Source organism: Streptomyces sp., assembly GCF_019510245.1.
Classification (GTDB): Bacteria; Actinomycetota; Actinomycetes; order Streptomycetales; family Streptomycetaceae; genus Streptomyces.
In genome coordinates this window covers 1-22,477 of record NZ_JAEKKT010000242.1, presented here as the reverse complement: position 1 = coordinate 22,477, position 22,477 = coordinate 1, and the positions used below count along the sequence as shown (strand labels likewise).

Annotated in this window: 25 protein-coding genes and 1 tRNA gene; 16 read left to right on the top strand and 10 right to left on the bottom strand. The window is 68.7% G+C overall.

What is annotated here, in order from left to right; all coding sequences use genetic code 11:
* Positions 1-50 precede the first annotated feature (50 nt).
* The gene (locus JF597_RS46970; protein ID WP_294011457.1) at positions 51-809 is read right to left on the bottom strand and encodes a GntR family transcriptional regulator; all 759 of its coding nucleotides are present in this window, start codon (positions 807-809) and stop codon (positions 51-53) included.
* A gap of 211 nt (positions 810-1,020) precedes the next feature.
* On the opposite strand from JF597_RS46970, the gene JF597_RS46965 reads away from it, so the two are divergent.
* The 12 genes from JF597_RS46965 (at position 1,021) to JF597_RS46910 (ending at position 7,574) form a co-directional block, all read left to right on the top strand.
* Positions 1,021-1,356 (top strand): hypothetical protein, encoded by a 336-nt coding sequence (locus tag JF597_RS46965; protein ID WP_294011455.1) that lies wholly within the window; start codon positions 1,021-1,023, stop codon positions 1,354-1,356.
* Between the two features lie 2 nt (positions 1,357-1,358).
* A complete protein-coding gene (locus tag JF597_RS46960) occupies positions 1,359-2,696 on the top strand; it encodes an FtsK/SpoIIIE domain-containing protein (RefSeq protein ID WP_294011453.1) in 1,338 nt (445 codons plus the stop codon).
* Positions 2,697-2,777: 81 nt separating this feature from the next.
* The gene (locus tag JF597_RS46955) at positions 2,778-2,951 is read left to right on the top strand and encodes a hypothetical protein (protein ID WP_294011451.1); all 174 of its coding nucleotides are present in this window, start codon (positions 2,778-2,780) and stop codon (positions 2,949-2,951) included.
* Positions 2,952-2,964: 13 nt separating this feature from the next.
* Entirely contained in the window at positions 2,965-3,621 is a 657-nt protein-coding gene (locus JF597_RS46950; RefSeq protein WP_294011449.1) for a DUF2637 domain-containing protein, read from the top strand.
* Positions 3,622-3,640: 19 nt separating this feature from the next.
* Complete coding sequence (locus JF597_RS46945) at positions 3,641-3,820, top strand: hypothetical protein (protein WP_294011447.1); 180 nt, start codon at positions 3,641-3,643, stop codon at positions 3,818-3,820.
* A gap of 3 nt (positions 3,821-3,823) precedes the next feature.
* Entirely contained in the window at positions 3,824-4,006 is a 183-nt protein-coding gene (locus tag JF597_RS46940) for a mobile element transfer protein (RefSeq protein ID WP_294011445.1), read from the top strand.
* A gap of 20 nt (positions 4,007-4,026) precedes the next feature.
* On the top strand, positions 4,027-4,344 hold the full coding sequence (locus JF597_RS46935; RefSeq protein ID WP_294011443.1) for a SpdD protein: 318 nt from the start codon (positions 4,027-4,029) through the stop codon (positions 4,342-4,344).
* A 94-nt stretch (positions 4,345-4,438) separates the two neighbouring features.
* Positions 4,439-4,621: a hypothetical protein gene (locus JF597_RS46930; protein ID WP_294011441.1), complete on the top strand. Its 183-nt coding sequence runs from the start codon at positions 4,439-4,441 to the stop codon at positions 4,619-4,621.
* A gap of 5 nt (positions 4,622-4,626) precedes the next feature.
* Positions 4,627-4,833, top strand: a complete 207-nt coding sequence (locus JF597_RS46925) for a hypothetical protein (protein ID WP_294011439.1) — start codon at positions 4,627-4,629, stop codon at positions 4,831-4,833.
* Positions 4,834-4,837: 4 nt separating this feature from the next.
* On the top strand, positions 4,838-6,232 hold the full coding sequence (repSA, locus tag JF597_RS46920; RefSeq protein ID WP_294011437.1) for a replication initiator protein RepSA: 1,395 nt from the start codon (positions 4,838-4,840) through the stop codon (positions 6,230-6,232).
* Positions 6,229-6,420: a helix-turn-helix domain-containing protein gene (locus tag JF597_RS46915; RefSeq protein WP_294011435.1), complete on the top strand. Its 192-nt coding sequence runs from the start codon at positions 6,229-6,231 to the stop codon at positions 6,418-6,420. The genes repSA and JF597_RS46915 overlap by 4 nt, the downstream gene beginning before the upstream one ends.
* Positions 6,417-7,574 (top strand): site-specific integrase, encoded by a 1,158-nt coding sequence (locus JF597_RS46910; protein ID WP_294011433.1) that lies wholly within the window; start codon positions 6,417-6,419, stop codon positions 7,572-7,574. The genes JF597_RS46915 and JF597_RS46910 overlap by 4 nt, the downstream gene beginning before the upstream one ends.
* A 68-nt stretch (positions 7,575-7,642) precedes the next feature.
* Here the strand turns inward: JF597_RS46910 and JF597_RS46905 are convergent.
* The 9 genes from JF597_RS46905 to dnaA form a co-directional block, all read right to left on the bottom strand.
* Positions 7,643-7,719, bottom strand: a tRNA-Ile gene (locus JF597_RS46905).
* 111 nt (positions 7,720-7,830) lie between these two features.
* A complete protein-coding gene (locus JF597_RS46900) occupies positions 7,831-8,610 on the bottom strand; it encodes a DUF3566 domain-containing protein (protein ID WP_294011431.1) in 780 nt (259 codons plus the stop codon).
* 19 nt (positions 8,611-8,629) lie between these two features.
* Entirely contained in the window at positions 8,630-11,224 is a 2,595-nt protein-coding gene (gene gyrA / locus JF597_RS46895) for a DNA gyrase subunit A (RefSeq protein ID WP_294011429.1), read from the bottom strand.
* A 42-nt stretch (positions 11,225-11,266) separates the two neighbouring features.
* On the bottom strand, positions 11,267-13,348 hold the full coding sequence (gene gyrB, locus JF597_RS46890; protein ID WP_294011427.1) for a DNA topoisomerase (ATP-hydrolyzing) subunit B: 2,082 nt from the start codon (positions 13,346-13,348) through the stop codon (positions 11,267-11,269).
* A gap of 374 nt (positions 13,349-13,722) precedes the next feature.
* Positions 13,723-14,250, bottom strand: coding sequence for a DciA family protein (locus JF597_RS46885; protein WP_294011425.1), 528 nt, complete (start codon positions 14,248-14,250; stop codon positions 13,723-13,725).
* Complete coding sequence (recF, locus tag JF597_RS46880; protein WP_294011423.1) at positions 14,247-15,368, bottom strand: DNA replication/repair protein RecF; 1,122 nt, start codon at positions 15,366-15,368, stop codon at positions 14,247-14,249. The genes JF597_RS46885 and recF overlap by 4 nt, the downstream gene beginning before the upstream one ends.
* A gap of 70 nt (positions 15,369-15,438) precedes the next feature.
* Positions 15,439-16,314 (bottom strand): phosphogluconate dehydrogenase (NAD(+)-dependent, decarboxylating), encoded by an 876-nt coding sequence (gnd, locus tag JF597_RS46875; RefSeq protein ID WP_294011421.1) that lies wholly within the window; start codon positions 16,312-16,314, stop codon positions 15,439-15,441.
* Positions 16,315-16,492: 178 nt separating this feature from the next.
* On the bottom strand, positions 16,493-17,623 hold the full coding sequence (gene dnaN / locus JF597_RS46870; RefSeq protein ID WP_189262851.1) for a DNA polymerase III subunit beta: 1,131 nt from the start codon (positions 17,621-17,623) through the stop codon (positions 16,493-16,495).
* A gap of 930 nt (positions 17,624-18,553) precedes the next feature.
* On the bottom strand, positions 18,554-20,515 hold the full coding sequence (dnaA, locus tag JF597_RS46865) for a chromosomal replication initiator protein DnaA (protein WP_294011417.1): 1,962 nt from the start codon (positions 20,513-20,515) through the stop codon (positions 18,554-18,556).
* A 374-nt stretch (positions 20,516-20,889) separates the two neighbouring features.
* On the opposite strand from dnaA, the gene rpmH reads away from it, so the two are divergent.
* From rpmH to yidC, 4 genes are all read left to right on the top strand, one after another.
* On the top strand, positions 20,890-21,027 hold the full coding sequence (gene rpmH / locus JF597_RS46860) for a 50S ribosomal protein L34 (protein WP_015659252.1): 138 nt from the start codon (positions 20,890-20,892) through the stop codon (positions 21,025-21,027).
* 21 nt (positions 21,028-21,048) lie between these two features.
* Positions 21,049-21,420: a ribonuclease P protein component gene (rnpA, locus tag JF597_RS46855; RefSeq protein WP_294011405.1), complete on the top strand. Its 372-nt coding sequence runs from the start codon at positions 21,049-21,051 to the stop codon at positions 21,418-21,420.
* Entirely contained in the window at positions 21,417-21,782 is a 366-nt protein-coding gene (yidD, locus tag JF597_RS46850) for a membrane protein insertion efficiency factor YidD (RefSeq protein ID WP_294011403.1), read from the top strand. The genes rnpA and yidD overlap by 4 nt, the downstream gene beginning before the upstream one ends.
* A gap of 3 nt (positions 21,783-21,785) precedes the next feature.
* Positions 21,786-22,477: membrane protein insertase YidC (gene yidC / locus JF597_RS46845; RefSeq protein WP_294011401.1), on the top strand; the 692-nt coding region annotated here is incomplete at its 3' end.

Genomic DNA, 22,477 nt, shown 5'->3' with positions numbered 1-22,477 from the left:
GCGCGGGCCCTTGATGAGGTAGAGAAACCTGTGACAAGATCCGCGTCGGCCTACGCGTCGAAGTCGTACTCCAGAATGTAAGAGGCCGCGTCCAAGGTCATCTCGTTGATCTCGACCGGGCGCCCTTCGTCCGCGAATGCGGTTCGGCAGATCAGGATGACGGGCGTGCCGGAGGAGATGCCCAACTGCGACGCCTCATCCTTCGAGGGCATGCGCGAGCGGATCTCTTCGCGGAAGTGCACCGGCTTGTAGCCGAGTTCGGCAAGGCGGGCATAGATCCCACCTGCCCCAGGATCCTCGTGCGTGATGGCGGAACCTCCCACCACTGATGTGGGGAGATAACTGGTCGCCAGCAGCACGGGCTTCCCATCCAGGACGTACCGCCGCCGGCGGACGCACACCGTCTCCTCGTCGGCCAGATCAAGTACGCGCCCGATGTTCTCCGGGGCCGCTTCCTCTGACACCGCCACCTGGTCCACTTCGAGCGTCCGGCTCTCGGTGTCGGCCGCCCAGATGGATCGACCGGTACCCCACTGTTCCTCGGAAAGCCGCTGGATACCTCGGCGCCGCAGCGGTCGGAAGGACCGGACGAAGACGCCGGCGCCCTTGCGGGCCTCGGCAACGCCTTCATCCTTGAGCACGCCCAATGCCTGACGGGCCGTCATACGAGCCACGCCATGCACGGCCATCAGCTCGTTCTCTCCCGGAAGCCGATCACCGGGACCGTATTCGCCCGACTGGATCGCCTCGCGCAGGGAGTCTGCGATCCGCTGGTACTTCGGCCGACGGTCGTCGTCGGTGGTGGCCATTCGGAAGCCCTCCTCTCTTCTCTAGACAGCCTAGGGCATGTATCTACCCTCGCACCCGTGCGGCTCCAGGCGCACCCCGTGCGTGTAGCCCGAATCGCGCCCGGCCAACATCTCTATACAGATTCCCTTGACGTCTCTATACAGGTTGCGCTCCAATGGAGATGTCTAGAGAGGTCGCACCGGGCGATCTCCCGAAACGAGGGATGTGCTCATGCCGTCTTTCAAGGTCGACCTTTCGACCGCTGTGGTGTTCGTGGCGACCGCGCCGGAACCGAAGATGGTCAACAAGCGGACCGGTGAGCGTGCCGTGGACCGGGACAACCCCAACATCGGCATGTCCACCGTGGGCCTGCTGGTCTCGGACGAGGGGGAGGGCAACCTCTACCAGGTCACCGTCCCGGAGACCGGACTCCCGGAGGGACTCGCGCCGGGCACCATGGTCGCCGTGACCGGCCTCAAGGCCCGCGACTGGGAGAACACGTTCAACGGCGAGAAGCGCCACGGGATCTCGTTCCGCGCGGTCGCGGTCACCCCGCTGGGGGCCTGACCATGACCGACGTCACGCCCTGGCTGGAACTGGGCAGCGTCGCTGCCGGTGCCGGCGGGCTCGGCTACGCGAAGGTCCGCGCCCCGCGCGTGTACTGGTCGCTGGTCGGCCTGCCGGTCACCTGGGGCCGCTTCACCTTCACCTACGGCTCGACCATGGAAGTCTGCGGGCTGACGGTGCAGCCGTCCCGCCTGCGGGCCTTCATGACCCGCAACATCGCCCACTCCGAGGTGCGACCGGTCCCGCCGAAGATCCGCCGGGTCCGGGGCACCTCGACCGGACTCCTGGTCACCCTGCGCCTCCCGGCCGGTCTGGAACCGGCAGACATCGCCGCGTCCTCGGAGCGGCTCCGGCACGCCTTCGGGGTGCGGTCGGTGACCGTGTCCGACACCAAGCCCGGCTATGTCGAACTGCGGATGACCGGCTACGACGTCCTCAACCGGGTCCGCATGCCCCGTACCGCCAAGCCCCGTGACCTGGTCGTCCCGGTCGCGCTGCGCGAAGACGGCTCGGTGTACGAGCGGGACTACCGCAAGGTCCCCATGGCCCTGACCCTGGGCGCCACCCTGTCGGGCAAGTCCATGTATCAGCGCAACCTGGTCACGGGGCTCGCTCAACTGCCGGTCGGCCTGGTCGGGATCGACTGCAAGCGCGGTGTGGAACAGTCCCACTTCGCCCCGCGCCTGTCGGCGCTGGCCACGGATCCGCAGTCCGCCGGCCTCCTGTTCGATGCTCTCGTGCGCGAGATGGAAGAGCGCTTCGACCTGCTCGCCCTCCACGGCGCCTCGGAACTGTGGAAGCTCCCGGAGAACATCCGCCCGGTGCCGCTGATCGTCCTCATAGACGAGATCGCCGAACTGTTCCTGGTGACCTCGAAGAAAGACGAGGCGGCCCGCGACCACACCGTCATGCAACTGGTGCGGCTGGGCCAGATGGCCCGCGCGGTCGGCATCTTCCTGGAGGTCTGCGGGCAGCGCTTCGGCTCCGACCTCGGCAGGGGCGCAACCGCCCTGCGAGCCCAGCTCACCGGCCGCGTGGTCCACCGGGTCAACGACAAGCAGACCGCTGAGATGGGCCTGGGGGACATCGCCCCGGACGCGGTGACGGCAGTGACCGGGATCCGGGCGGATCGTCCCGGTGTCGCGGTGGCCGGTGACACCTCCGGTGGCTGGTCCCGGATCCGCACCCCCGAGATCACCCCCGACGAGGCGGCGGCCGTCTGCCGTGACTTCGCTGATCTGACCCCGGACCTGCCGTTCCTGGACCCGTTCCGGCCCGTGGTCCGCAGCGAGCCGGTCAAGGCTCCCGCGCTGGTGATCCCGGAGCCGGTCACCGAGTAATCCCCGCTTTACCCGGTCGGCGCGACCGCCTCGCGCCAGGTCCCTACCCGAGCCATGCCCAAACCCGAAAGGAGATCACCGATGGCCACCACGAAGAACCCCGAGCCCGAGCCCGAGCCGTGCCAGGTCTGCAAGGGCACGGGTGAGGTCTCCCGCACGGTCCGGGTCGGCCGTAGGCATCGCACGGTCGGCCAGCAGACAGGCCTGTGCCTGAACTGCCTCGGCTCCGGCGAAGCCCCCGCCAACCAGCCCTGAAGGAGGTGAAGACATGAAGTCCTCGATCCGTCCAGATGCCGTGTTGGTGCAGGCCGTGATCGCCGGGGCATTGTCCTTCGCCCACCTGCACGACCTTGCCCAAGCCGCCGGGCAGACCGGGTGGAAGGCCTGGGCCTACCCGATCAGCGTTGACCTGCTGCTGGTCGCCGCGTGGCGTCGGCTGCGGGCGCAGCGGTCCCGGCTGGCCTGGGTCTGGTTCCTGGTCGCCCTGGTCGCATCCCTCGGCGCGAACATCGCCACGGCCGGCTTCCTCGACATGAACCATCCGCCCGCCCTGCTCCGCCTGGGCGTCGCCGGCTGGCCTGCCCTGGCCTTCCTCGGCGGCACGCTCCTCGCCCACCAGCACACCGACCACACCCCGGACCCGGCACCCGCCTCGGACCGCGAGGAGGAACCGATGCCCCGCCCGGTGGTCGAGGTCGACCGCTCCGAGGCACCCGAACCGGCTCCCGAGATCCCCGAAGCGCATCCCGTCCCGGCGCTGCCCAAGACCGCTGTGAGCGTGCCTCCAGCCCTGATCGACCACGCCCGCAAGGTCGCCACCGAACACCGTGCCCGCACCGGAGCCGACATCGACGCGGCCACGCTGCGCGCCCGCCTCGGCGTCCCGGAAGACCTCGCCGGCGCCATCGTCGCCCAACTCACCTGACAGACAAGGAGGTTCCACCATGCACACGTTCGACCGCCCGTCCGACTACCTCGACGCGGCCCGCGAGATGGCCGACTCCGGCCGCCCCGCCCTGGCCCGGATGCTGGCCGAGGAAGCCGCCGACCGCACCCCGGACCCAAAAGAAGCCGCCCGCATCCTGGCCGAATTCCCCGGACACAGCCTCCGACAGGAGAGCTGACCGATGCGCCCGAACCGCTTCTACGACGTGATCCGCATCGGCCCGGTCAAGGTCGCCACGTACAACAACGGCCGTGGCCAGACCAAACACATCACCGCCTGCACCGCCCCCAAGTGCGGTTTCTCGACCGAGCACTTCGACCGGTCCGCCGCCGAACTCGCCGCCCGCACTCACACCTGCGTCTGACCTCGAAGGGAGATCCACCGATGTTCACCCCGAAGTACCCCACCCCGGACACCGCCCCGGCCCCGGTACCCACCGCGCCCCAGACCTCCGCCCCGGCGCCCGTCGTCCCGGCCGCGCCCGCTCCGGCTCCGGTCGCCCCCGCGGCCCCGGTCCGGCCGACGGTTCAGCTCACCCCTGGCTCGGCGCTCGCCCTCGCGGCCGGCGGTGGCGCCGTGGTCCTGGTCGTCGGCGCGGTCCTGGTCTCCATGCTCCTCGCCGTCGCCATCACCGCCGTCTCGGTGGCACTGGTCGCGGTCGTCCTCAAGTCGCTGCTGAAGGACCTCAACAACCAGCGCTAACGGCCCCCGGAGCGGCCTCGGTCGCCAAACTTCCGCCGCTCCGGGCGCCTCAACCCACTTCCAGATCCAACGGACCCGAAAGGGAAGCCTCATCATGCCCCGGAACGCCCCGAACCTGCACGTCTGCCGCGACTGCGACGGCTTCCCCCTCGTCGCCATCACCACCGGCACCCGCAACCCGGACGGTACCCGCACCATCCTCCGTGTCGACTGCCCGGCCTGCCACGGCACCGGCACCACCACCCCGGCCCCGGCGCTCATCCGGGTCGGAAGGTGACCGGCATGCCCAAGCTCCCCTCCGACCTGCGGCCGACCGAAGACTTCCCCGGCCTGCGCGTCCGCGGCGGCACGAAGTACACGAGTTCCCAGGCGGACTACCTGTGCGGCGGCTGCGGAGCCGAGGACCACGCCAACGGCAACGATGACGTCAAAGCCCTCGTCCAGGACTACACCGACAACCACGGCCCGGCTCACCGGAAGGGCCGGTGACCACGTGACCGACACCGCCACCATGGCGGGCCTGGAGGACCCGGCCACCCTCACCGATCTGCTGAGGCTGGCCGGGTCCGCCGGCTTCGACCGCGTCCAAGAGCAGATCCGGCGCACGGGCGGCTGCTCCGACCCGATCCACCTGCAAGGCTCCACCGTCACCCGCGACCGCACCACCGGCCAGATCCTCCACCGCTACGACACCGACAACGAACCCGGCGGCCGGCTGCGGATCGCGTGCGGAAACCGTCGCGCGTCCCGCTGCCCCGCCTGCGCCTGGACCTACGCCGGCGACACCTACCACCTGATCCGCGCCGGCCTCGTCGGCGACCCCGCCAAGGGCACCCCCGAGACCATCCGGGATCACCCGCGGGTCTTCGCCACCCTCACCGCGCCCTCGTTCGGCCCGGTCCACAACCGCCCCGGCAACCGGCCCTGCCGCTGCGGCACCCGCCACAGTGAGGACGCGCCCGAACTCGGCACACCGCTCGACCCCGAGACATACGACTACGCCGGCGCCGTGCTGTGGAACAACCACGCCTCCGACCTGTGGCGGTACTTCACGATCTACCTCCGCCGCGAGATCGCGCGCCGCGTCGGCCTCACCCAGAAAGAGGCTCGTGAACAGTCCCGGGTGGCCTTCGGCAAGGTCGCCGAGTACCAGAAGCGCGGCGCCGTCCACTTCCACGCCGTGATCCGCTTCGACGGTCCTGACGGACCCGACAGCCCGCCGCCGGCCTGGGCCACCCTCGACGTCCTCACCGACGCCATCCGTGCCGCCGCCACCCGCGTCGCCGTCGACGTACCGCCCGCGGGAGACCAGCCCGCCCGCCTGCTGCGCTGGGGCATGCAGCTCGACGTCCAGCCGATCGGCGCCTTCGGCCACGGCGAAGAGATCACCGAACAGGCCGTCGCCTCCTACGTCGCCAAGTACGCCACCAAGGCCGCCGAGACCACCGGCACCGTCGACCGCCGCATCGGCAACAAAGAGGCCCTGGTCCTGCTCGGCGTCCCCGACCACCCCGCCCGGCTCATCGCCGCGTGCCTCGACCTGCACGCCCTCTACCCGGACCGGAAGCTTCGCGACTGGGCTCACATGCTCGGCTTCCGCGGCCACTTCTCCACCAAATCCCGCCGCTACTCCACCACCCTCGGCGCCCTCCGCCAGACCCGTGCCGACTACCGCGCCGCCCAGCAACGCGAAGCCCTTGGCCTGCCTGATCCCGACGACACGGAGGCAACCACGCTCACCCTCGCCCACTGGACCTACGCCGGCCACGGCCACACCCCCGGCGAATCCTGGCTTGCCGCCAACATCCGCCGGGAGATCCAGCTCAACCGCGAGACCGCCCGCGAGGAACTACCCGCCCTCCTCAACCTGGAAGGAGCCGCCACATGACCACCGCCGCCCCCGAGTTGCTGACCGTGCCGGAGGTCATGGCCAGTCTCAAGGTCGGCCGGACCAAGGTCTACGACCTGATCCGTACTCACCGCCTGGTCTCGATCAAAGTCGACGGCTGCCGTCGCATCCCGGCTGACTCGGTCGGGGACTTCATCCGCAGGCAGATCGAACGGGGCGACCGATGACCAAGAGGCGCCCCAACGGCGGCGGCACGATCTCAAAGCGCACGGACGGCCGGTACATGGGCCGCGCGTACGTCACCGACACGGACGGCAACCGCGTCCGTAAGACCGTGTATGGCGCCACCTGGGACGAGGCGAACGAGAAGCTCGGCAAGCTCCAGGACCAGGAACGTAACGGCGTCCCGGTGCCGTCCCGGTCCTGGTCGCTCGGGGAGTGGCTGGCCTACTGGCTGGAGCACATCGTTGAGCCGGACTCCGAGCACAACACGTACGTCAAGTACGAATCCAAGGTCAGGCTGTACCTGATGCCGCACCTCGGTAAGAAGTCGCTGGTCAAGCTGACTCCTGCTCAGGTCCGCGCCTTCATGGCCACGCTGAAGCGCGACAAGGTGCCGGCGCCCACGCGGTTCGAGGTGCTGCGTGTGCTGCGGAACGCCCTCAACCGTGCCATCCGCGAAGAGCTGCTGACGCGCAACGTCGCTCTCCTGGTCGACATGCCCAAGGTCAGCAAAGACAAGGGCACGGCGTGGAACGCCCGTGAGGCGGTCTCGTTCCTTCGCGCGGCCCGTGCGCACCGTCTCTACGCGGCCTGCGTGCTCGTGCTGGTGCTCGGTCTCCGCCGTAGCGAGGTGCTGGGTCTGCGCTGGCAGGACGTCGATTTCGAGGGGAGGCAGTTCACGCCGGTCAAGCAGGTGCAGCGCGAGAAGGGCGTCGGTCTGGTCCTCAAGGATCTCAAGACCGAGTCGTCACAGGCGGTGCTCCCCATGCCGGAGTTCTGCGCCCGTGCCCTGGAAGAGCGGCGGGAGCTGCAAGAGCTGGAACGGAAGATCGCCGGTGAGCACTGGGCTCAGGAGCCGGATCAAGACCTGATCTTCTCGTCCGAGCATGGCGGCATGCTCGATCCGGTGGGCTTCTCCCGGACCTTCGGGCGGCTCGTGAAGCGCGCTGGGGTCCGCCGCATCACAGTCCGGCTCGCCCGGCACACCTGCGGGACCCTGCTCGCCTTCCTGAAGGTGCACCCCAAGGTGGCTCAGGCGATCCTCCGGCACAGCCAGATCAGCATGACCATGGACGTGTACACGCACGTGGTGGGCGACAGTGAGCGGGAAGCCGTCGCGATGCTCGCCGAGCTGCTGGAAGATCCGCTCATCGGCTGATCGTCGCCGTTGGTGTCAACCACTGGTGTCAAAAGACCCCCGGACCGATGATCCGGGGGTCTTTTCGCTGGTGGGGCTAACAGGATTTGAACCTGTGGCCTCATCCTTATCAGGGATGCGCTCTAACCAACTGAGCTATAGCCCCGCCGCGCTCTGCGGTGTATGTCCCGCGCGCTGACTCCTGAAGATTAGCGCACGACCGGGGCAGTCCCAAAATCGGTTGTCGGGGGATCGCAAGGAGAGGTTTGGACCGTGGTTACTCGTCCTCGGCCAAGGTCAGCTCGACGCCGCCGACGAAGCCCGCGGAGAGGTTGTAGATGAACGCGCCGAGGGTCGCCAGCGCCGTCGCGAGGACGACGTCGATGACGGCGATGATCGCCGTGAACATCAGGACGTGCGGGAGGGACAGGAACGCCTGGAGGTCGAAGCCGTTCGACTCGTTCGAACCGGTCGCCTCCGAGATCGTGCCGCCGACCGTCGAGAACACACCCATCGCGTCCAGGACCATCCACAGCACCGCCGCCGCCACGATCGAGCAGATGCCCAGCGCGATGGAGAGCAGGAAGCTGACCTTCATCACCGACCAGGGATCGGCCTTGGCGACCCGCAGCCGGGCCTTGCGGGTGCGCGGCGCGGTGCGCGCCCCCGCGGCGCCCGTACGCGGCCGTCGTACGCCCCCCGCGGGCGCCTGGGCGGCCTGCGCCGCCGGGTAGGCCTGCGGCGGGTGGTAGGGCCCGGCGGGCTGCTCGGCTCGCCGTTCCCCGGGCAGCGGGGAAGCCCCCTGCTGCTGGGCGGGCGCCGGCCGGTCGCCCGGCGCGGCCGTCCCTCGGGTGTCGGTCACGGATCCCCCCTGCGGTCCCTGTGCGTCGGACGCGGGCGCCTTGGCGGGCGCCTTGATGGCCTTCAGCTGGGTCGTGTGCGTGTCCGCCTGCTGCGGCGCACCGCTCCCCTCGGACGCGGCGGAGCCACGGCCGCCGCCGTCCGCATCCGTACCCGTCGAGGTACCGGCCGATCCGGCGCCCGTGGCTCCGCTCACGATGACTCACTCCTCGTGCCTACTCGGCCGAGGGCGCCTCACCCTCGTCCGTGCCGCTGGTCGCGACACCCTCGGCGGTCTCGTCCACGGCGTCCTCGCCGTCGACTTCCTCCGCCTCGCTGCCGGCCTCGGCGTTACGTGCGATACCGACGACGGCATCGCGCTTGCCCAGGTTGATCAGTTGTACGCCCATGGTGTCACGGCCCGTCTCCCTGACCCCGCTGACTCGCGTGCGAATCACACCGCCGGACAGGGTGATGGCGAGGATCTCGTCGTTCTCCTCGACGATCAGCGCGCCGACCAGTGAACCGCGGTCCTCCACGATCTTGGCGGCCTTGATACCGAGGCCGCCGCGGCCCTGGACGCGGTACTCGTCGACACGGGTCCGCTTCGCGTACCCCCCGTCGGTGGCAGTGAACACGAACGTACCGGGTCGAACAACATTCATCGACAGAAGTTCATCCCCCTCACGGAAACTCATGCCCTTGACACCGGAGGTGGCCCGGCCCATGGGTCGCAGAGTGTCGTCGGAGGCGGTGAACCTGATCGACTGTGCCTTCTTGCTGATCAGAAGCAGATCGTCCTCCGCCGAAACCAGCTCGGCACCGATCAGTTCGTCGTCGGAACCGTCCTCGCGCTCCCGCAGGTTGATCGCGATGACACCGCCGGAGCGGGGCGAATCGTAATCCTTCAGAGGCGTCTTCTTGACCAGACCGGCCTTGGTGGCGAGCACCAGGTAGTCCGCCGCGTCGTAGTCGCGGATCGCGAGGATCTCGGCGATCGCCTCGTCCGGCTGGAAGGCCAGCAGGTTCGCCACGTGCTGACCGCGCGCGTCCCGGCCGGCGTCCGGCAGCTCGTACGCCTTCGCCCGGTACACCCGGCCCTTGTTCGTGAAGAACAGCAGCCAGTGGTGCGTCGTCGAGACGAAGAAGTGGTCGACGATGTCGTCTTCCTTCAGCTTCGTACCGCGCACGCCCTTGCCGCCGCGCTTCTGCGCCCGGTAGTCGTCCGTCTTGGTCCGCTTCACGTAGCCACCGCGCGAGACGGTGACCACGATGTCCTCCTCGGCGATCAGGTCCTCGATGGACATGTCACCGTCGTAGGGCACCAGCATGGTCTTGCGGTCGTCGCCGTACTTCTCGACGATCGCGGCCAGCTCCTCGCTGACGATGCCGCGCTGGCGGACCGGCGAGGCGAGGATCGCGTTGTACTCGGTGATCTTCGCCTGGAGTTCGTCGTGCTCCTGGATGATCTTCTGGCGCTCCAGGGCGGCCAGCCGCCGCAGCTGCATCTCGAGGATGGCGTTGGCCTGGATCTCGTCGATCTCCAGGAGCTGCATCAGGCCCGTGCGCGCGATCTCGACCGTGTCGCTGGCCCGGATGAGTGCGATGACCTCGTCGATCGCGTCCAGCGCCTTCAGCAGACCGCGCAGGATGTGCGCCCGCTCCTCGGCCTTGCGCAGCCTGAAGCGCGTACGGCGGACGATGACCTCGATCTGGTGCGTCACCCAGTGCCGGATGAACGCGTCCAGGGAGAGGGTGCGCGGCACACCGTCGACCAGGGCCAGCATGTTGGCGCCGAAGTTGGTCTGCAGGTCGGTGTGCTTGTACAGGTTGTTGAGGACGACCTTGGCGACCGCGTCCCGCTTGAGGACGATGACCAGGCGCTGTCCGGTCCGCGACGAGGTCTCGTCCCGGACGTCCGCGATGCCGCCGACCTTGCCGTCCTTCACCAGGTCGGCGATCTTCTGCGCGAGGTTGTCGGGGTTCACCTGGTACGGCAGCTCCGTGACCACCAGGCACTGGCGGTTCTGGATCTCCTCGACCTCGACGACCGCGCGCATGGTGATCGAGCCACGGCCGGTGCGGTACGCCTCCTCGATGCCCTTGCGGCCGACGACGAGGGCGCCGGTCGGGAAGTCGGGGCCCTTGATCCGCTCGATCAGCGCGTCCAGGAGCTCCTCGTGCGAGGCCTCCGGGTTCTCCAGGCACCACTGCGCACCGGCGGCGACCTCGCGCAGGTTGTGCGGCGGGATGTTGGTCGCCATGCCGACCGCGATCCCGGCGGAGCCGTTGATCAGCAGGTTCGGGAACCGTGCGGGCAGGACGGTCGGCTCCTGGGAGCGGCCGTCGTAGTTGTCCGTGAAGTCGACGGTCTCCTCGTCGATGTCGCGGACCATCTCCATCGACAGCGGCGCCATCTTGCACTCGGTGTACCGCATGGCGGCCGCCGGGTCGTTGCCCGGGGAGCCGAAGTTGCCGTTGGAGTCGACGAGCGGCATCCGCATCGACCACGGCTGGGCCAGGCGGACCAGGGCGTCGTAGATGGAGGAGTCGCCGTGCGGGTGGTAGTTGCCCATGACGTCGCCGACGACACGGGCGCACTTGTAGAAGCCGCGCTCGGGGCGGTAGCCGCCGTCGTACATCGCGTACAGCACGCGGCGGTGGACGGGCTTGAGACCGTCGCGGACGTCGGGCAGCGCACGGGACACGATGACGGACATCGCGTAGTCGAGGTACGAACGCTGCATCTCCGTCTCGAGCCCGACGGGCTCGATGCGCATCACGACGTCGCCGCCCTCTTCAGGGGTGACAGGAGTGTTCTCGTCGGCCATTGCTGGTGAAGATCCTTCCTGGTGCGGTCAGCTGAGACCGACTCAGATGTCGAGGAAGCGGACGTCCTTGGCGTTGCGCTGGATGAACTGGCGGCGGGCCTCGACGTCCTCGCCCATCAGGACCGAGAACAGGTCGTCGGCCTGGGCGGCGTCGTCGAGGGTGACCTGGCCGAGGACCCGGTGGTCGACGTCCATGGTGGTCACGCGCAGCTCCTCGGCGTTCATCTCGCCGAGACCCTTGAAGCGCTGGATCGAGTCCTCCTTGACCCGTTTGCCGCGCTGACGGCCCAGCTCCAGCAGGGCGTCGCGCTCGCGGTCGGAGTAGGCGTACTCGACCTCGTCCCGGCCCCACTTGATCTTGTAGAGCGGGGGACGGGACAGGTACACGTGACCCTGCTCCACCAGGTCGCGCATGAAGCGGAACAGGAAGGTCAGCAGCAGGGTGTTGATGTGCTGGCCGTCGACGTCGGCGTCCGCCATCAGGATGATCTTGTGATAGCGGAGCTTCTCGATGTCGAAGTCCTCGTGCACACCGGTGCCGAAGGCCGAGATCAGCGCCTGGATCTCCTGGTTCTGCAGGATCTTGTCGATCCGCGCCTTCTCGACGTTGAGGATCTTGCCGCGGATCGGGAGGATCGCCTGGTACTGCGGGTTGCGGCCGGACTTGGCCGAGCCGCCGGCGGAGTCACCCTCGACGATGAAGATCTCGCACTTGGTGGGGTCGTTCGACTGGCAGTCGGAGAGCTTGCCCGGCAGCGAGGCGCTCTCCAGCAGGCCCTTGCGGCGGGTGAGGTCGCGGGCCTTGCGGGCCGCCACGCGCGCGGTGGCCGCCTGGATGCCCTTGCGGATGATGTCCGCCGCCTCCACCGGGTTGCGGTCCAGCCAGTCGTTCAGGTGCTCGTAGACCGCCTTCTGCACGAAGGTCTTGGCCTCCGTGTTGCCCAGCTTGGTCTTCGTCTGGCCCTCGAACTGCGGCTCGCTGAGCTTGACCGAGATGATCGCGGTCAGACCCTCGCGGATGTCGTCACCGGTGAGGTTGTCGTCCTTCTCCCGGAGCAGCTTCTTGTCGCGCGCGTACTTGTTGATCAGCGAGGTGAGCGCCGCACGGAAGCCCTCCTCGTGGGTGCCGCCCTCGTGGGTGTGGATGATGTTGGCGAACGAGTACACGCCCTCGCTGTAGCCACTGTTCCACTGCATGGCGACCTCGAGGGACAGGCTCTTGTCCTTGTCCTCGGCCTCCAGGTCGATGATCGTGGGGTGCACCGCTTCTCCCTTGCGGGAGTTGAGGTACTTCACGTAGTCGACGATGCCGCCCTCGTAGTGGTACGTGACGGTCTTGACCTCGGCCTTCTCGTCGGCACCCGCCTCGTCCGCGCCGGCCACGGCCTTCGCCTGCTCGCGCTCGTCGGTGAGCCGGATCGTCAGGCCCTTGTTGAGGAACGCCATCTCCTGGAAGCGCCGCGACAGCGTCTCGAAGGAGTACTCGGTGGTCTCGAAGATGTCCGGGTCGGCCCAGAACGTGACCGAGGTGCCCGTCTCGCCGGTCTCCTCGTGTTTGGCCAGCGGCGCCGTGGGGACGCCCAGCTTGTAGTCCTGCGTCCAGCGGTGGCCGTCGGTCCTGATCTCGACGGACACCTTGGTCGACAGCGCGTTCACGACGGACACACCCACACCGTGCAGACCGCCGGAGACGGCGTAGCCGCCGCCGCCGAACTTGCCGCCCGCGTGCAGCACGGTGAGCACGACCTCGACGGCCGGCTTGCCCTCGGACGCCACGATGCCGACGGGGATGCCACGGCCGTTGTCGACGACGCGTACGCCGCCGTCGGCCAAGATCGTCACGTCGATGGTGTCCGCGTGGCCCGCCAGAGCCTCGTCGACGGAGTTGTCCACAACCTCCTGCACCAGGTGGTGCAGGCCGCGCTCACCGGTCGAGCCGATGTACATGCCGGGTCGCTTGCGGACCGCGTCAAGCCCTTCGAGCACGGTGATGGCACTGGCGTCGTACGAGGCGGAGGCTGCGCCAGAACCAGCGGCCTCACCGTGCGCGCCGGCGTCGGTGGACGGGATGTTCTCGTTGGGGTTGCCGGAATCGGCCACGAAGCGCCCTTTCTGGCACAGCACGAGCCGGGCTCGTCGGCGGGTTGCCGGAGCGGCTGCGGCATGTTGCGTTGGTAAGCCTTGATCAGCGTTGCTCAGCTTTTCCCGGACGGTCCCCACGTTCGGGGCGGGATTGTCTCCCAGTCTACCGGTAGCGCCGACAGTGATGGGGGTTTGCCGGTACCTGAGTCCGCATGTGCCGCCCTGAACCGGCCTGTGCCGACTCCCGATATGCAGATGGGGGCTCCAAGAGGCTCACGGAGGCACTCAGCGCTTCTGGCTGTCAACCCTTGGCTACTCCGGCGTCAGGTCGCGATTCGCAACCGCGTGCGGTCGTACGACGATCAGCCGGGCCGGCCCTGGAACGGCCCCGCACCCGGCTGCGATCGTGACGTAAGTCACCCGTAGGTGTCCCCGGGACCCGTGCTCCCAGGGGCCCGCAGCGGGCCGTAGCGGCGAGCCGGACCGCCGGGATTGAGCACCTTGATCAGCCGTACGGTGCCGTGCCCGAGGTCCTCGTTCAGGCGGGCGACGAGCGCGGGCGCGAGGTGGCGCAGCTGGGTCGCCCAGGCCGTGGAGTCGCACTGGACGACCAGCACCCGCTCGTCCTCGTCGTACCGCTGCGGCACACAGTGCTTGGCCAGGTCCTCCCCGACGATCTCCGGCCAGCGGCCCATCACCCCGCCCACCGCGGCCGGTGTCTCCCAGCCGCGCTCGGTGATCAGCCGGTTGATCGCGGAACCCAGCGCCATGGGGTCGCGGCCGTCCGCGCGCGCGCCGGAGCGCAGACCACCGCGCCGCGCCTGCTTCTTCTGCTGCGCCGCGTCGCCACGCGCGCGTGCCGCCTCCTTGGCCGCCCTGAGCGCCACGCGCGCGAGGTCGACACCGGAGGGTTCGTCCTTGGGCGCGGGTCCGTCGGTGCTCATGCCCGCTCCACCGTCCCGTCGGCCACCGCGTACCGCGTACCGGCGAGGACGTGCGGTACGTCGTCGTCCACGGCGGCGGTGACCAGCACCTGCTCGCCGGGCGCGACCAGCTCCGCCAGCCGCTCCCGGCGCCGGGCGTCCAGCTCGGCGAACACGTCGTCGAGCACCAGTACCGGCTCGTTCCCCTCGGCCCGCAGCAGGTCGTACGACGCGAGACGCAGCGCCAGCGCGTACGACCAGGACTCACCGTGCGAGGCGTACCCCTTGGCGGGCAGCTGACCCAGCTTGAGGACCAGGTCGTCGCGGTGCGGGCCGACCAGCGTCACGCCCCGCTCGATCTCCTGCTTGCGGGCGTCGGCCAGGGCCGCCGTCAGCTGCCCGTACAGGTCCTCGCGCGTGTGCGCCTCGCCGGGCGCCGACGGCTTGTACTCCAGCGCGACGGGACCGCCGCCCGGCGCCAGCTGCTCGTACGCCTTGTCCGCCAGGGGCTGGATCGCGGCGACCAGGTCGAGCCGCTGGGCGAGCAGCTCGGCGCCGGCCCGCGCCAGGTGCTGGTCCCACACGTCGAGCGTGGACAGGTCCATGGAGCGGCCGCCGTGCCGCCGGGCGAGGGCGGCGGTCTTCAACAGGGTGTTGCGCTGCTTGAGCACCCGCTCGTAGTCGGACCGCACACCGGCCATCCGCGGTGAACGGGCCGTGACCAGTTCGTCCAGGAACCGCCGCCGCTCGCCGGGATCGCCCTTCACCAGCGCGAGATCCTCGGGTGCGAACAGCACGGTCCGTACGATCCCCAGCACGTCACGCGGCCTGACCTGCGAGGACCTGTTGATGCGGGCACGGTTGGCCTTGCCGGGGTTGAGCTCCAGCTCGACCAGCTGCTGCCGGTCGCCCTGCCGGACCTGGGCCCGGATGACCGCCCGGTCGGCGCCCATGCGGACCAGGGGAGCGTCGTTGGCGACCCGGTGGCTGCCGAGGGTGGCGAGATAGCCGACGGCCTCGACGAGGTTGGTCTTGCCCTGGCCGTTGGGGCCGACGAAGGCGGTGACGCCCGGGTCGAGCGGGACCTCGACCCGGGCGTAGGAGCGGAAGTCGGCCAGCGACAGATGCGTGACGTGCATGGGTGTTTCGCCGACCTCCCCGTGACCTGCTGCTTCGTCTCTGCTCGGTACTGCTTCTCGGTACTCGGTACTACTTCGCCTCTACGGCGTGGCCGCCGAACTGGTTGCGCAGCGCGGCGATCATCTTCATCTGCGGCGAGTCGTCCTGCCGGGAGGCGAACCGCGCGAACAACGAGGCGGTGATCGCGGGCAGCGGCACCGCGTTGTCTATGGCGGCCTCCACGGTCCACCGGCCCTCGCCGGAGTCCTGTGCAAAACCCTTCAGCCTGTCCAGGTGCTCGTCCTCGTCGAGGGCGTTCACCGCGAGGTCGAGCAGCCAGGAACGGATGACCGTCCCCTCCTGCCAGGAGCGGAAGACCTCGCGCACGTCCGTGACGGAGTCGACCTTCTCCAGGAGCTCCCAGCCCTCAGCGTAGGCCTGCATCATCGCGTACTCGATGCCGTTGTGGACCATCTTCGCGAAGTGGCCCGCGCCGACCTTGCCGGCGTGCACCGAACCGAAGTCGCCCTCGGGCTTGAGCGCGTCGAAGACCGGCCGGACCTTCTCGACGTGCTCGGCGGCGCCGCCGTACATCAGCGCATAGCCGTTCTCCAGGCCCCAGACGCCGCCGGAGACCCCGCAGTCGACGAAGCCGATGCCCTTGGCGGCCAGCTCCTCGGCGTGCCTCTCGTCGTCCGTCCAGCGGGAGTTGCCGCCGTCGACGACCACGTCACCGGGCTCCAGCAGCTCGGCCAGCTCGTCGATCGTGGACTGGGTCGGCGCCCCGGCCGGGACCATCACCCACACCACGCGCGGCCCGTTGAGCTTGCCCACAAGCTCTTCCAGGCTGTGGACATCGGCGAGGTCCGGGTTGCGGTCGTATCCGACGACGGTGTGGCCCGCGCGGCGGATCCGCTCGCGCATGTTGCCGCCCATCTTGCCGAGGCCGACGAGACCGAGCTCCATCAGTTGGTTCCTTAGGTTGCGGTGTGGCAGGAGAGGCACGTTCGTGCCCGCGTCCGAGCCTAATCCCGGCCCTTTGCGCACAGTTGTGGGCATAGCCGCTCACCTGGGGGAACCCACCGGGCCACGGTGCCGGGTACCCACAGGGGGCACCCGGCGCCGTGCACAGCTGTGGACAGACTCAGCCGCTGAGCCGCACCGGCATGATCAGGTACTTGTACGCCTCGTCCGCCTCGGCGTCCACCGCCGGCTTGCCGCTGAGCAGCGCCGGCTTCGTGGAGGTCGTGAACGACAGCTGGGCCACCGGCGAGTCGATCGCGCTCAGGCCGTCCAGCAGGAACGTCGGGTTGAAGGCGATCGAGATGTCATCGCCCTCCAGCTGCGCGTCAACCCTTTCCACAGCCTGTGCGTCGTCGCTGGAACCGGCCTCCAGGATCAGCACGCCCTGCTCGAAGCTGAGCCGCACCGGCGTGTTCCGCTCGGCGACCAGGGCGACGCGCTTGACGGCCTCCACGAAGGGGGCGGTCTCGATCACGGCGACGGAGTTGAACTCGGTCGGGAACAGCGTGCGGTACTTCGGCAGGTCGCCTTCGAGCAGCCGCGTGGTCGTACGGCGACCGGCGCCCTCGAAACCGATGAGTCCCTCGCCCGCGCCCGATCCGGAGAGCGCCAGGATGACGCTGTCGCCGCTCGTGAGGGCCTTGGCGGTGTCCAGGAGCGTCTTGGCGGGCACCAGGGCGACCGCGGAGGCCTCCGGGTTCTCCGGCTTCCACAGGAACTCACGGACCGCGAAGCGGTAGCGGTCGGTGGAGGCCAGGGTGACCGTGTCGCCCTCGATCTCGATCCGCACACCGGTCAGCACCGGCAGCGTGTCGTCACGCCCGGCGGCGATGGCCACCTGGGAGACCGCGGAGGCGAAGACCTCGCCCGGCACCGTGCCCGTCGCGTTCGGCATCTGCGGCAGGGACGGGTACTCCTCCACCGGGAGGGTGTGCAGTGTGAACCGGGACGATCCACAGACCACCGTGGCCCGTACACCGTCTGTGGAAATCTCCACCGGCCGGTTGGGGAGCGCACGGCAGATGTCGGCGAGCAGCCGGCCGGAGACGAGGACCGTGCCCTCCTCCTCGACCTCGGTCTCGACGCTGACCCGCGCGGAGACCTCGTAGTCGAAGCTGGACAGGCTCAGCTGGCCGTCCTCGGCCTTCAGGAGCAGGCCGGCGAGGACCGGCGCCGGCGGACGGGCCGGGAGGCTGCGCGCAGCCCAGGCCACTGCCTCCGCGAGTACGTCGCGTTCCACCCGGATCTTCACCCTAAGCCCGCCTCCTGCTGTTGCCGGGGCTTCTCGCCCTGCTGCGTCTTCGTCGTCTGTCCCGGTGTCGTCGGCCTCGGAGAGGGGAAGGACACCGGGACCAGTCTGACGCACCTCACTGACAGCTGGTGCCTCTCGGGGTCAAGTCGTGACGAGGCGCGGTCAGAGGCCGGAGAGCGAGTTGTGCACAGGGCCCTCTTCGAAACGGATTCCGAGCTCTCTCTAGTTGTCAGTAGTAGTAGGGGCTGTGGATACCGTGGATAACCTCGTTTGCCCAGCTCAGGGCGGAGATTTTGTCCACTGCCCCTGTGGGCGGGACCGGTGGACAACTAGGTGTCTCTGTGGAGAACAGAAAGTTCTGCACACACCGTGCACAGCCTCAGGGGACTTCTCCCCAACGCCGTCCCCAGCTTTACCCGCCTTTCCCACAGCCCAACCCGGCACCTTTGTGTGACGCCTTTCACTCGAGACAGTGAGGGGGCGCGTCACGTTGCCGAACAGTGGACAGCGGTGTGGAGAAGCTGGGGATCGCTGGGGACAACAGCCCCTCAGCCTGTGGGCGACCGGTGGACAACTTCGTCCACAGTCTGTGGATCACTTCTTCGTCCACAGACTGTGGAGATCCGTCGTCCACGATTCCACAGCCACCTGAGCTGCCCTGATGCCGTTTCGCCCCTCAGCCTGTGGACGACGTTCGGGACAACTTCACAGTCCCCAGGGTGTGGACGCAAGAAAGTCGGCAAATCTGTGGAGGACGCCCGTAACCGGGCCGGTAATCGAACAGCGGACCTTGCTTGAGCGCCCCTCGGGGGCGCCGGGAACTGCGCGACCAGCCCCCACCGGGCCGGCAGTGACCCACTCCCGGCCCGCCCCAGGACGCCAAAAGGCGCCCCCGGGATCTCTCCCAAGGGCGCCTGGAGGGCCTTACAGCTACCCGTTCTTGATCCGGTTCGTCAGCTCCGTCACCTGGTTGTAGATCGACCGCCGCTCCGCCATCAGCGCCCGGATCTTCCGGTCGGCATGCATCACGGTCGTATGGTCCCGGTTCCCGAACTGCGCCCCGATCTTCGGCAGCGACAGATCCGTCAGCTCCCGGCACAGGTACATCGCGATCTGCCGCGCCGTGACCAGCTGGCGCCCGCGCGAGCTCCCGCACAGGTCCTCGACGGTGAGCCCGAAGTAGTCCGCGGTCGCCGCCATGATGGCCGTGGCGCTGATCTCCGGCGTGGAGTCCTGCCCGCCGGGGATCAGATCCTTCAGCACGATCTCGGTCAGCCCGAGATCGACCGGCTGCCGGTTGAGCGACGCGAACGCCGTCACCCGGATCAGCGCGCCCTCCAGCTCCCGGATGTTGCGCGAGATGCGGGAGGCGATGAACTCCAGCACCTCCGGCGGAGCGTTCAGCTGCTCCTGCACTGCCTTCTTGCGGAGGATCGCGATCCGCGTCTCCAGCTCGGGCGGCTGGACATCGGTGATCAGTCCCCACTCGAACCGGTTCCGCAGCCGGTCCTCCAGCGTGACCAGCTGCTTGGGCGGCCGGTCGCTGGAGAGCACGATCTGCTTGTTCGCGTTGTGGAGCGTGTTGAACGTGTGGAAGAACTCCTCCTGCGTCGACTCCTTGTCCGCCAGGAACTGGATGTCGTCGACGAGCAGGATGTCCATCTCGCGGTAGCGCTTGCGGAAGCTGTCGCCCTTGCCGTCGCGGATGGAGTTGATGAACTCGTTGGTGAACTCCTCCGAGCTCACGTACCGCACCCGCGTGCCCGGGTAGAGGCTCCGCGCGTAGTGCCCGATCGCGTGCAGCAGGTGCGTCTTGCCGAGCCCCGACTCCCCGTAGATGAACAGGGGGTTGTACGCCTTCGCGGGCGCCTCGGCGACGGCGACCGCGGCCGCGTGCGCGAAGCGGTTGGACGCGCCGATGACGAACGTGTCGAAGAGGTACTTGGGGTTCAGGCGGGCGGTCGGCTCACCGGGGCCGCCGGCCGGCGCGGGCTTCGCGCCCAGTGGCCCGGGCCCGCCGGCGCTCGCCATGTTCGGGAGATTGGGCAGGTCCGGCCGCCCGGGACCGCCCCGGTGCCCCTGGCCCGCCCCGCCCGGGGGCTCGGGCAGCTCACGGCGCCCGGAGTCCCGGTCGTAGTCGGGCCGGTCGTGGGGAGCAGGCCGGTCGTGCGCGGGCCGCTCGTAGTCGGAGCGGTCGTAGTCGGGCCGGTCGTAGTCGGGGCGCGGCGGTTCGTACTCCGCGCGCTGCTGCTCGTACGACGGCCGGTCCAGCGGCTGCTGCGGGCGGTACTCCTGGCCGTACGAGTCCCCGTAGCCGTCCGAGCGGTAGGCGTCCTGGGGCGGCGACGCATAGGGATCGCGCTCCGGGAAGCCCAGCCGCTGCTGCTGCCAGCTGTACTCGTCCTGTCCGGGGCGCGGCCAGGCACCGGGCTCGGGGCGCTGGTACTCGGAGGGGTAGGCGGGGCGGGCGGTGGGCAGCTGGTCGCGGCCGCCCTGGTCCGGCAGCTGTTCGGCGCGGTGCCGGCCGTACCCTCCGCCGTACTGCGAGGACGGGGGCTCGGGCTCGTCGTAGCGCTGCTTCTGTACGGGGGGCGCCGGCGGGGCCGGGGGCTCGCCGGCGGACTCGTCCACGGTGATCGCGATCCGGATGGGGCGCCCGCACTCGCGGCTCAGGGTCTCGCTGACGATCGGTGCGAGACGGCCCTCCAGTACGTTCTTCGCGAATTCGTTCGGTACGGCGAGGAGAGCGGTGTCGGCGACCAGCGCGAGCGGCTGGCAGCGCCTGATCCAGTGTTCGTCCTTCGCCTCCACACCCTGTCCGCGGCCCTCACCGAGGAGCTGCTCCAGTACTCGTGGCCACACTGCGGCAAGATCGGCAGGTACGTCAGCCACAGGGCACGCTCTCTCACAGGTCCCACGAACGTGTGGTTCGGGGACGGGTCGGGATGAAAATCAGGTCGGGCGGGGATAAAGGAACGAATCGGAGTTCAGCCACGGTAGTCAGCGTGGCGGCTGCGGTTCAAGTTGTTGTCCCCAGGCTGTGGATAGTGTCTCTCGGTCACTGCTGGTTTGACCGAATGGCGTAGCCCCGCGTACCGTAACCAGGTCGAGTTGTCGATGGCTGCTGCCGCCTGCCTCCGATGGGCACAGATCGCTGAAGGTGATCGGGAAGCGGTGCACTCGGGCGTGATGCGAGCTACTCGTGGGCGCACGGTGACAGCCAGGACGGCACCCGCCACCACCGATTTGATTTCTGGAGCCCCCGAGTGAGCAAGCGCACCTTCCAGCCGAACAACCGTCGTCGCGCGAAGACCCACGGCTTCCGTCTGCGGATGCGTACCCGTGCCGGCCGCGCGATTCTCGCGAACCGTCGTGCCAAGGGTCGCGCCAGCCTGTCCGCCTGATCCCGATCAGGTCATGACGTCGTGCTGCCCACCGAGAACCGGCTGAGGCGGCGCGAGGACTTCGCGACCGCGGTACGACGAGGGCGCCGGGCAGGCCGCCCGTCCCTCGTCGTCCACCTTCGAAGCGGTGCCACGGACCCGCACGCGCCTGGGGAGAGCGCTCCCCCGACGCGTGCGGGTTTCGTCGTGAGCAAGGCCGTGGGTGGCGCGGTTGTGCGCAACACAGTGAAGCGCAGACTGCGTCATCTGATGCGTGAGCGAGTCACCCTGTTTCCCCCCGGTAGCCTGGTAGTCGTACGAGCGCTGCCCGGAGCGGGCGACGCCGACCATGCACAGCTGGCCCGAGACCTGGATGCCGCCATCGAGCGGTTGCTGGGAGGGGGCGCGCGATGAAGTACCCGCTGCTGGCTCTGATCAAGCTCTACCAGTGGACGATCAGTCCACTGCTGGGCCCGGTATGCAAGTACTACCCGTCGTGCTCCCACTACGGCTACACGGCCATCGACCGGCACGGTGCGATCAAGGGCACGGCACTCACGGCCTGGCGCATCCTGCGGTGCAATCCGTGGTCGCTCGGCGGTGTGGACCATGTTCCGCCGCGCAAGCGCCCGCGGTGGCACGAAATGCTGCGTGACGCCTGGCGTGCACGCAGGGGCGGGCCCTCCGCCGCCGAACCGGCCACCGAGGAGAAGACTCCCTCCGAGCTTCCTTCGAGCCCGGCCGCAGAGACTTCGTCCCATGCCCAAGGAGCATGATTAGTGGACACGATTGCCAGCCTGTTCAGCTTCATCACGACACCCGTCTCGTGGGTCATCGTCCAGTTCCACTCCGTGTACGGGAAGATCTTCGGTCCCGACACGGGATGGGCCTGGGGCTTGTCCATCGTGTCCCTGGTGATCCTGATCCGCATCTGCCTGATCCCGCTCTTCGTGAAGCAGATCAAGGCGACCCGGGCCATGCAGACGCTCCAGCCCGAGATGAAGAAGATCCAGGAGCGCTACAAGAACGACAAGCAGCGCCAGTCCGAAGAGATGATGAAGCTGTACAAGGAGTCGGGTACCAACCCGCTCTCCTCGTGCCTTCCCATCCTGGCGCAGTCTCCGTTCTTCTTCGCCCTGTACCACGTGCTCAACGGCATCGCGACGGGCTCGACGATCGGCGTCATCAACGAGTCGCTGCTCGCCAGCGCCCGTAAGGCCCACATCTTCGGGGCACCGCTCGCCGCGAAGTTCACGGACGGCTCGTCGAAGGTGGAGGCCCTCGGCGCCTCCCTCACGGACGTCCGGGTCGTCACCGCGGTCATGATCGTCCTGATGTCGGCGTCGCAGTTCTACACGCAGCGCCAGCTGATGACGAAGAACGTCGACACCACGGTGAAGACGCCGTTCATGCAGCAGCAGAAGATGCTGATGTACGTCTTCCCGGTCATGTTCGCCGTCTTCGGCATCAA

Excerpts from the sequence above, each read along its gene's own strand:
- JF597_RS46970 (WP_294011457.1), bottom strand. The coding sequence starts at position 809 with ATGGCCACCACCGACGACGACCGTCGGCCGAAGTACCAGCGGATCGCA.
- JF597_RS46965 (WP_294011455.1), top strand. The coding sequence starts at position 1,021 with ATGCCGTCTTTCAAGGTCGACCTTTCGACCGCTGTGGTGTTCGTGGCG.
- JF597_RS46960 (WP_294011453.1), top strand. The coding sequence starts at position 1,359 with ATGACCGACGTCACGCCCTGGCTGGAACTGGGCAGCGTCGCTGCCGGT.
- JF597_RS46955 (WP_294011451.1), top strand. The coding sequence starts at position 2,778 with ATGGCCACCACGAAGAACCCCGAGCCCGAGCCCGAGCCGTGCCAGGTC.
- JF597_RS46950 (WP_294011449.1), top strand. The coding sequence starts at position 2,965 with ATGAAGTCCTCGATCCGTCCAGATGCCGTGTTGGTGCAGGCCGTGATC.
- JF597_RS46945 (WP_294011447.1), top strand. The coding sequence starts at position 3,641 with ATGCACACGTTCGACCGCCCGTCCGACTACCTCGACGCGGCCCGCGAG.
- JF597_RS46940 (WP_294011445.1), top strand. The coding sequence starts at position 3,824 with ATGCGCCCGAACCGCTTCTACGACGTGATCCGCATCGGCCCGGTCAAG.
- JF597_RS46935 (WP_294011443.1), top strand. The coding sequence starts at position 4,027 with ATGTTCACCCCGAAGTACCCCACCCCGGACACCGCCCCGGCCCCGGTA.
- JF597_RS46930 (WP_294011441.1), top strand. The coding sequence starts at position 4,439 with ATGCCCCGGAACGCCCCGAACCTGCACGTCTGCCGCGACTGCGACGGC.
- JF597_RS46925 (WP_294011439.1), top strand. The coding sequence starts at position 4,627 with ATGCCCAAGCTCCCCTCCGACCTGCGGCCGACCGAAGACTTCCCCGGC.
- JF597_RS46915 (WP_294011435.1), top strand. The coding sequence starts at position 6,229 with ATGACCACCGCCGCCCCCGAGTTGCTGACCGTGCCGGAGGTCATGGCC.
- JF597_RS46910 (WP_294011433.1), top strand. The coding sequence starts at position 6,417 with ATGACCAAGAGGCGCCCCAACGGCGGCGGCACGATCTCAAAGCGCACG.
- gyrA (WP_294011429.1), bottom strand. The coding sequence starts at position 11,224 with ATGGCCGACGAGAACACTCCTGTCACCCCTGAAGAGGGCGGCGACGTC.
- JF597_RS46885 (WP_294011425.1), bottom strand. The coding sequence starts at position 14,250 with ATGAGCACCGACGGACCCGCGCCCAAGGACGAACCCTCCGGTGTCGAC.
- recF (WP_294011423.1), bottom strand. The coding sequence starts at position 15,368 with ATGCACGTCACGCATCTGTCGCTGGCCGACTTCCGCTCCTACGCCCGG.
- gnd (WP_294011421.1), bottom strand. The coding sequence starts at position 16,314 with ATGGAGCTCGGTCTCGTCGGCCTCGGCAAGATGGGCGGCAACATGCGC.
- yidD (WP_294011403.1), top strand. The coding sequence starts at position 21,417 with ATGAAGTACCCGCTGCTGGCTCTGATCAAGCTCTACCAGTGGACGATC.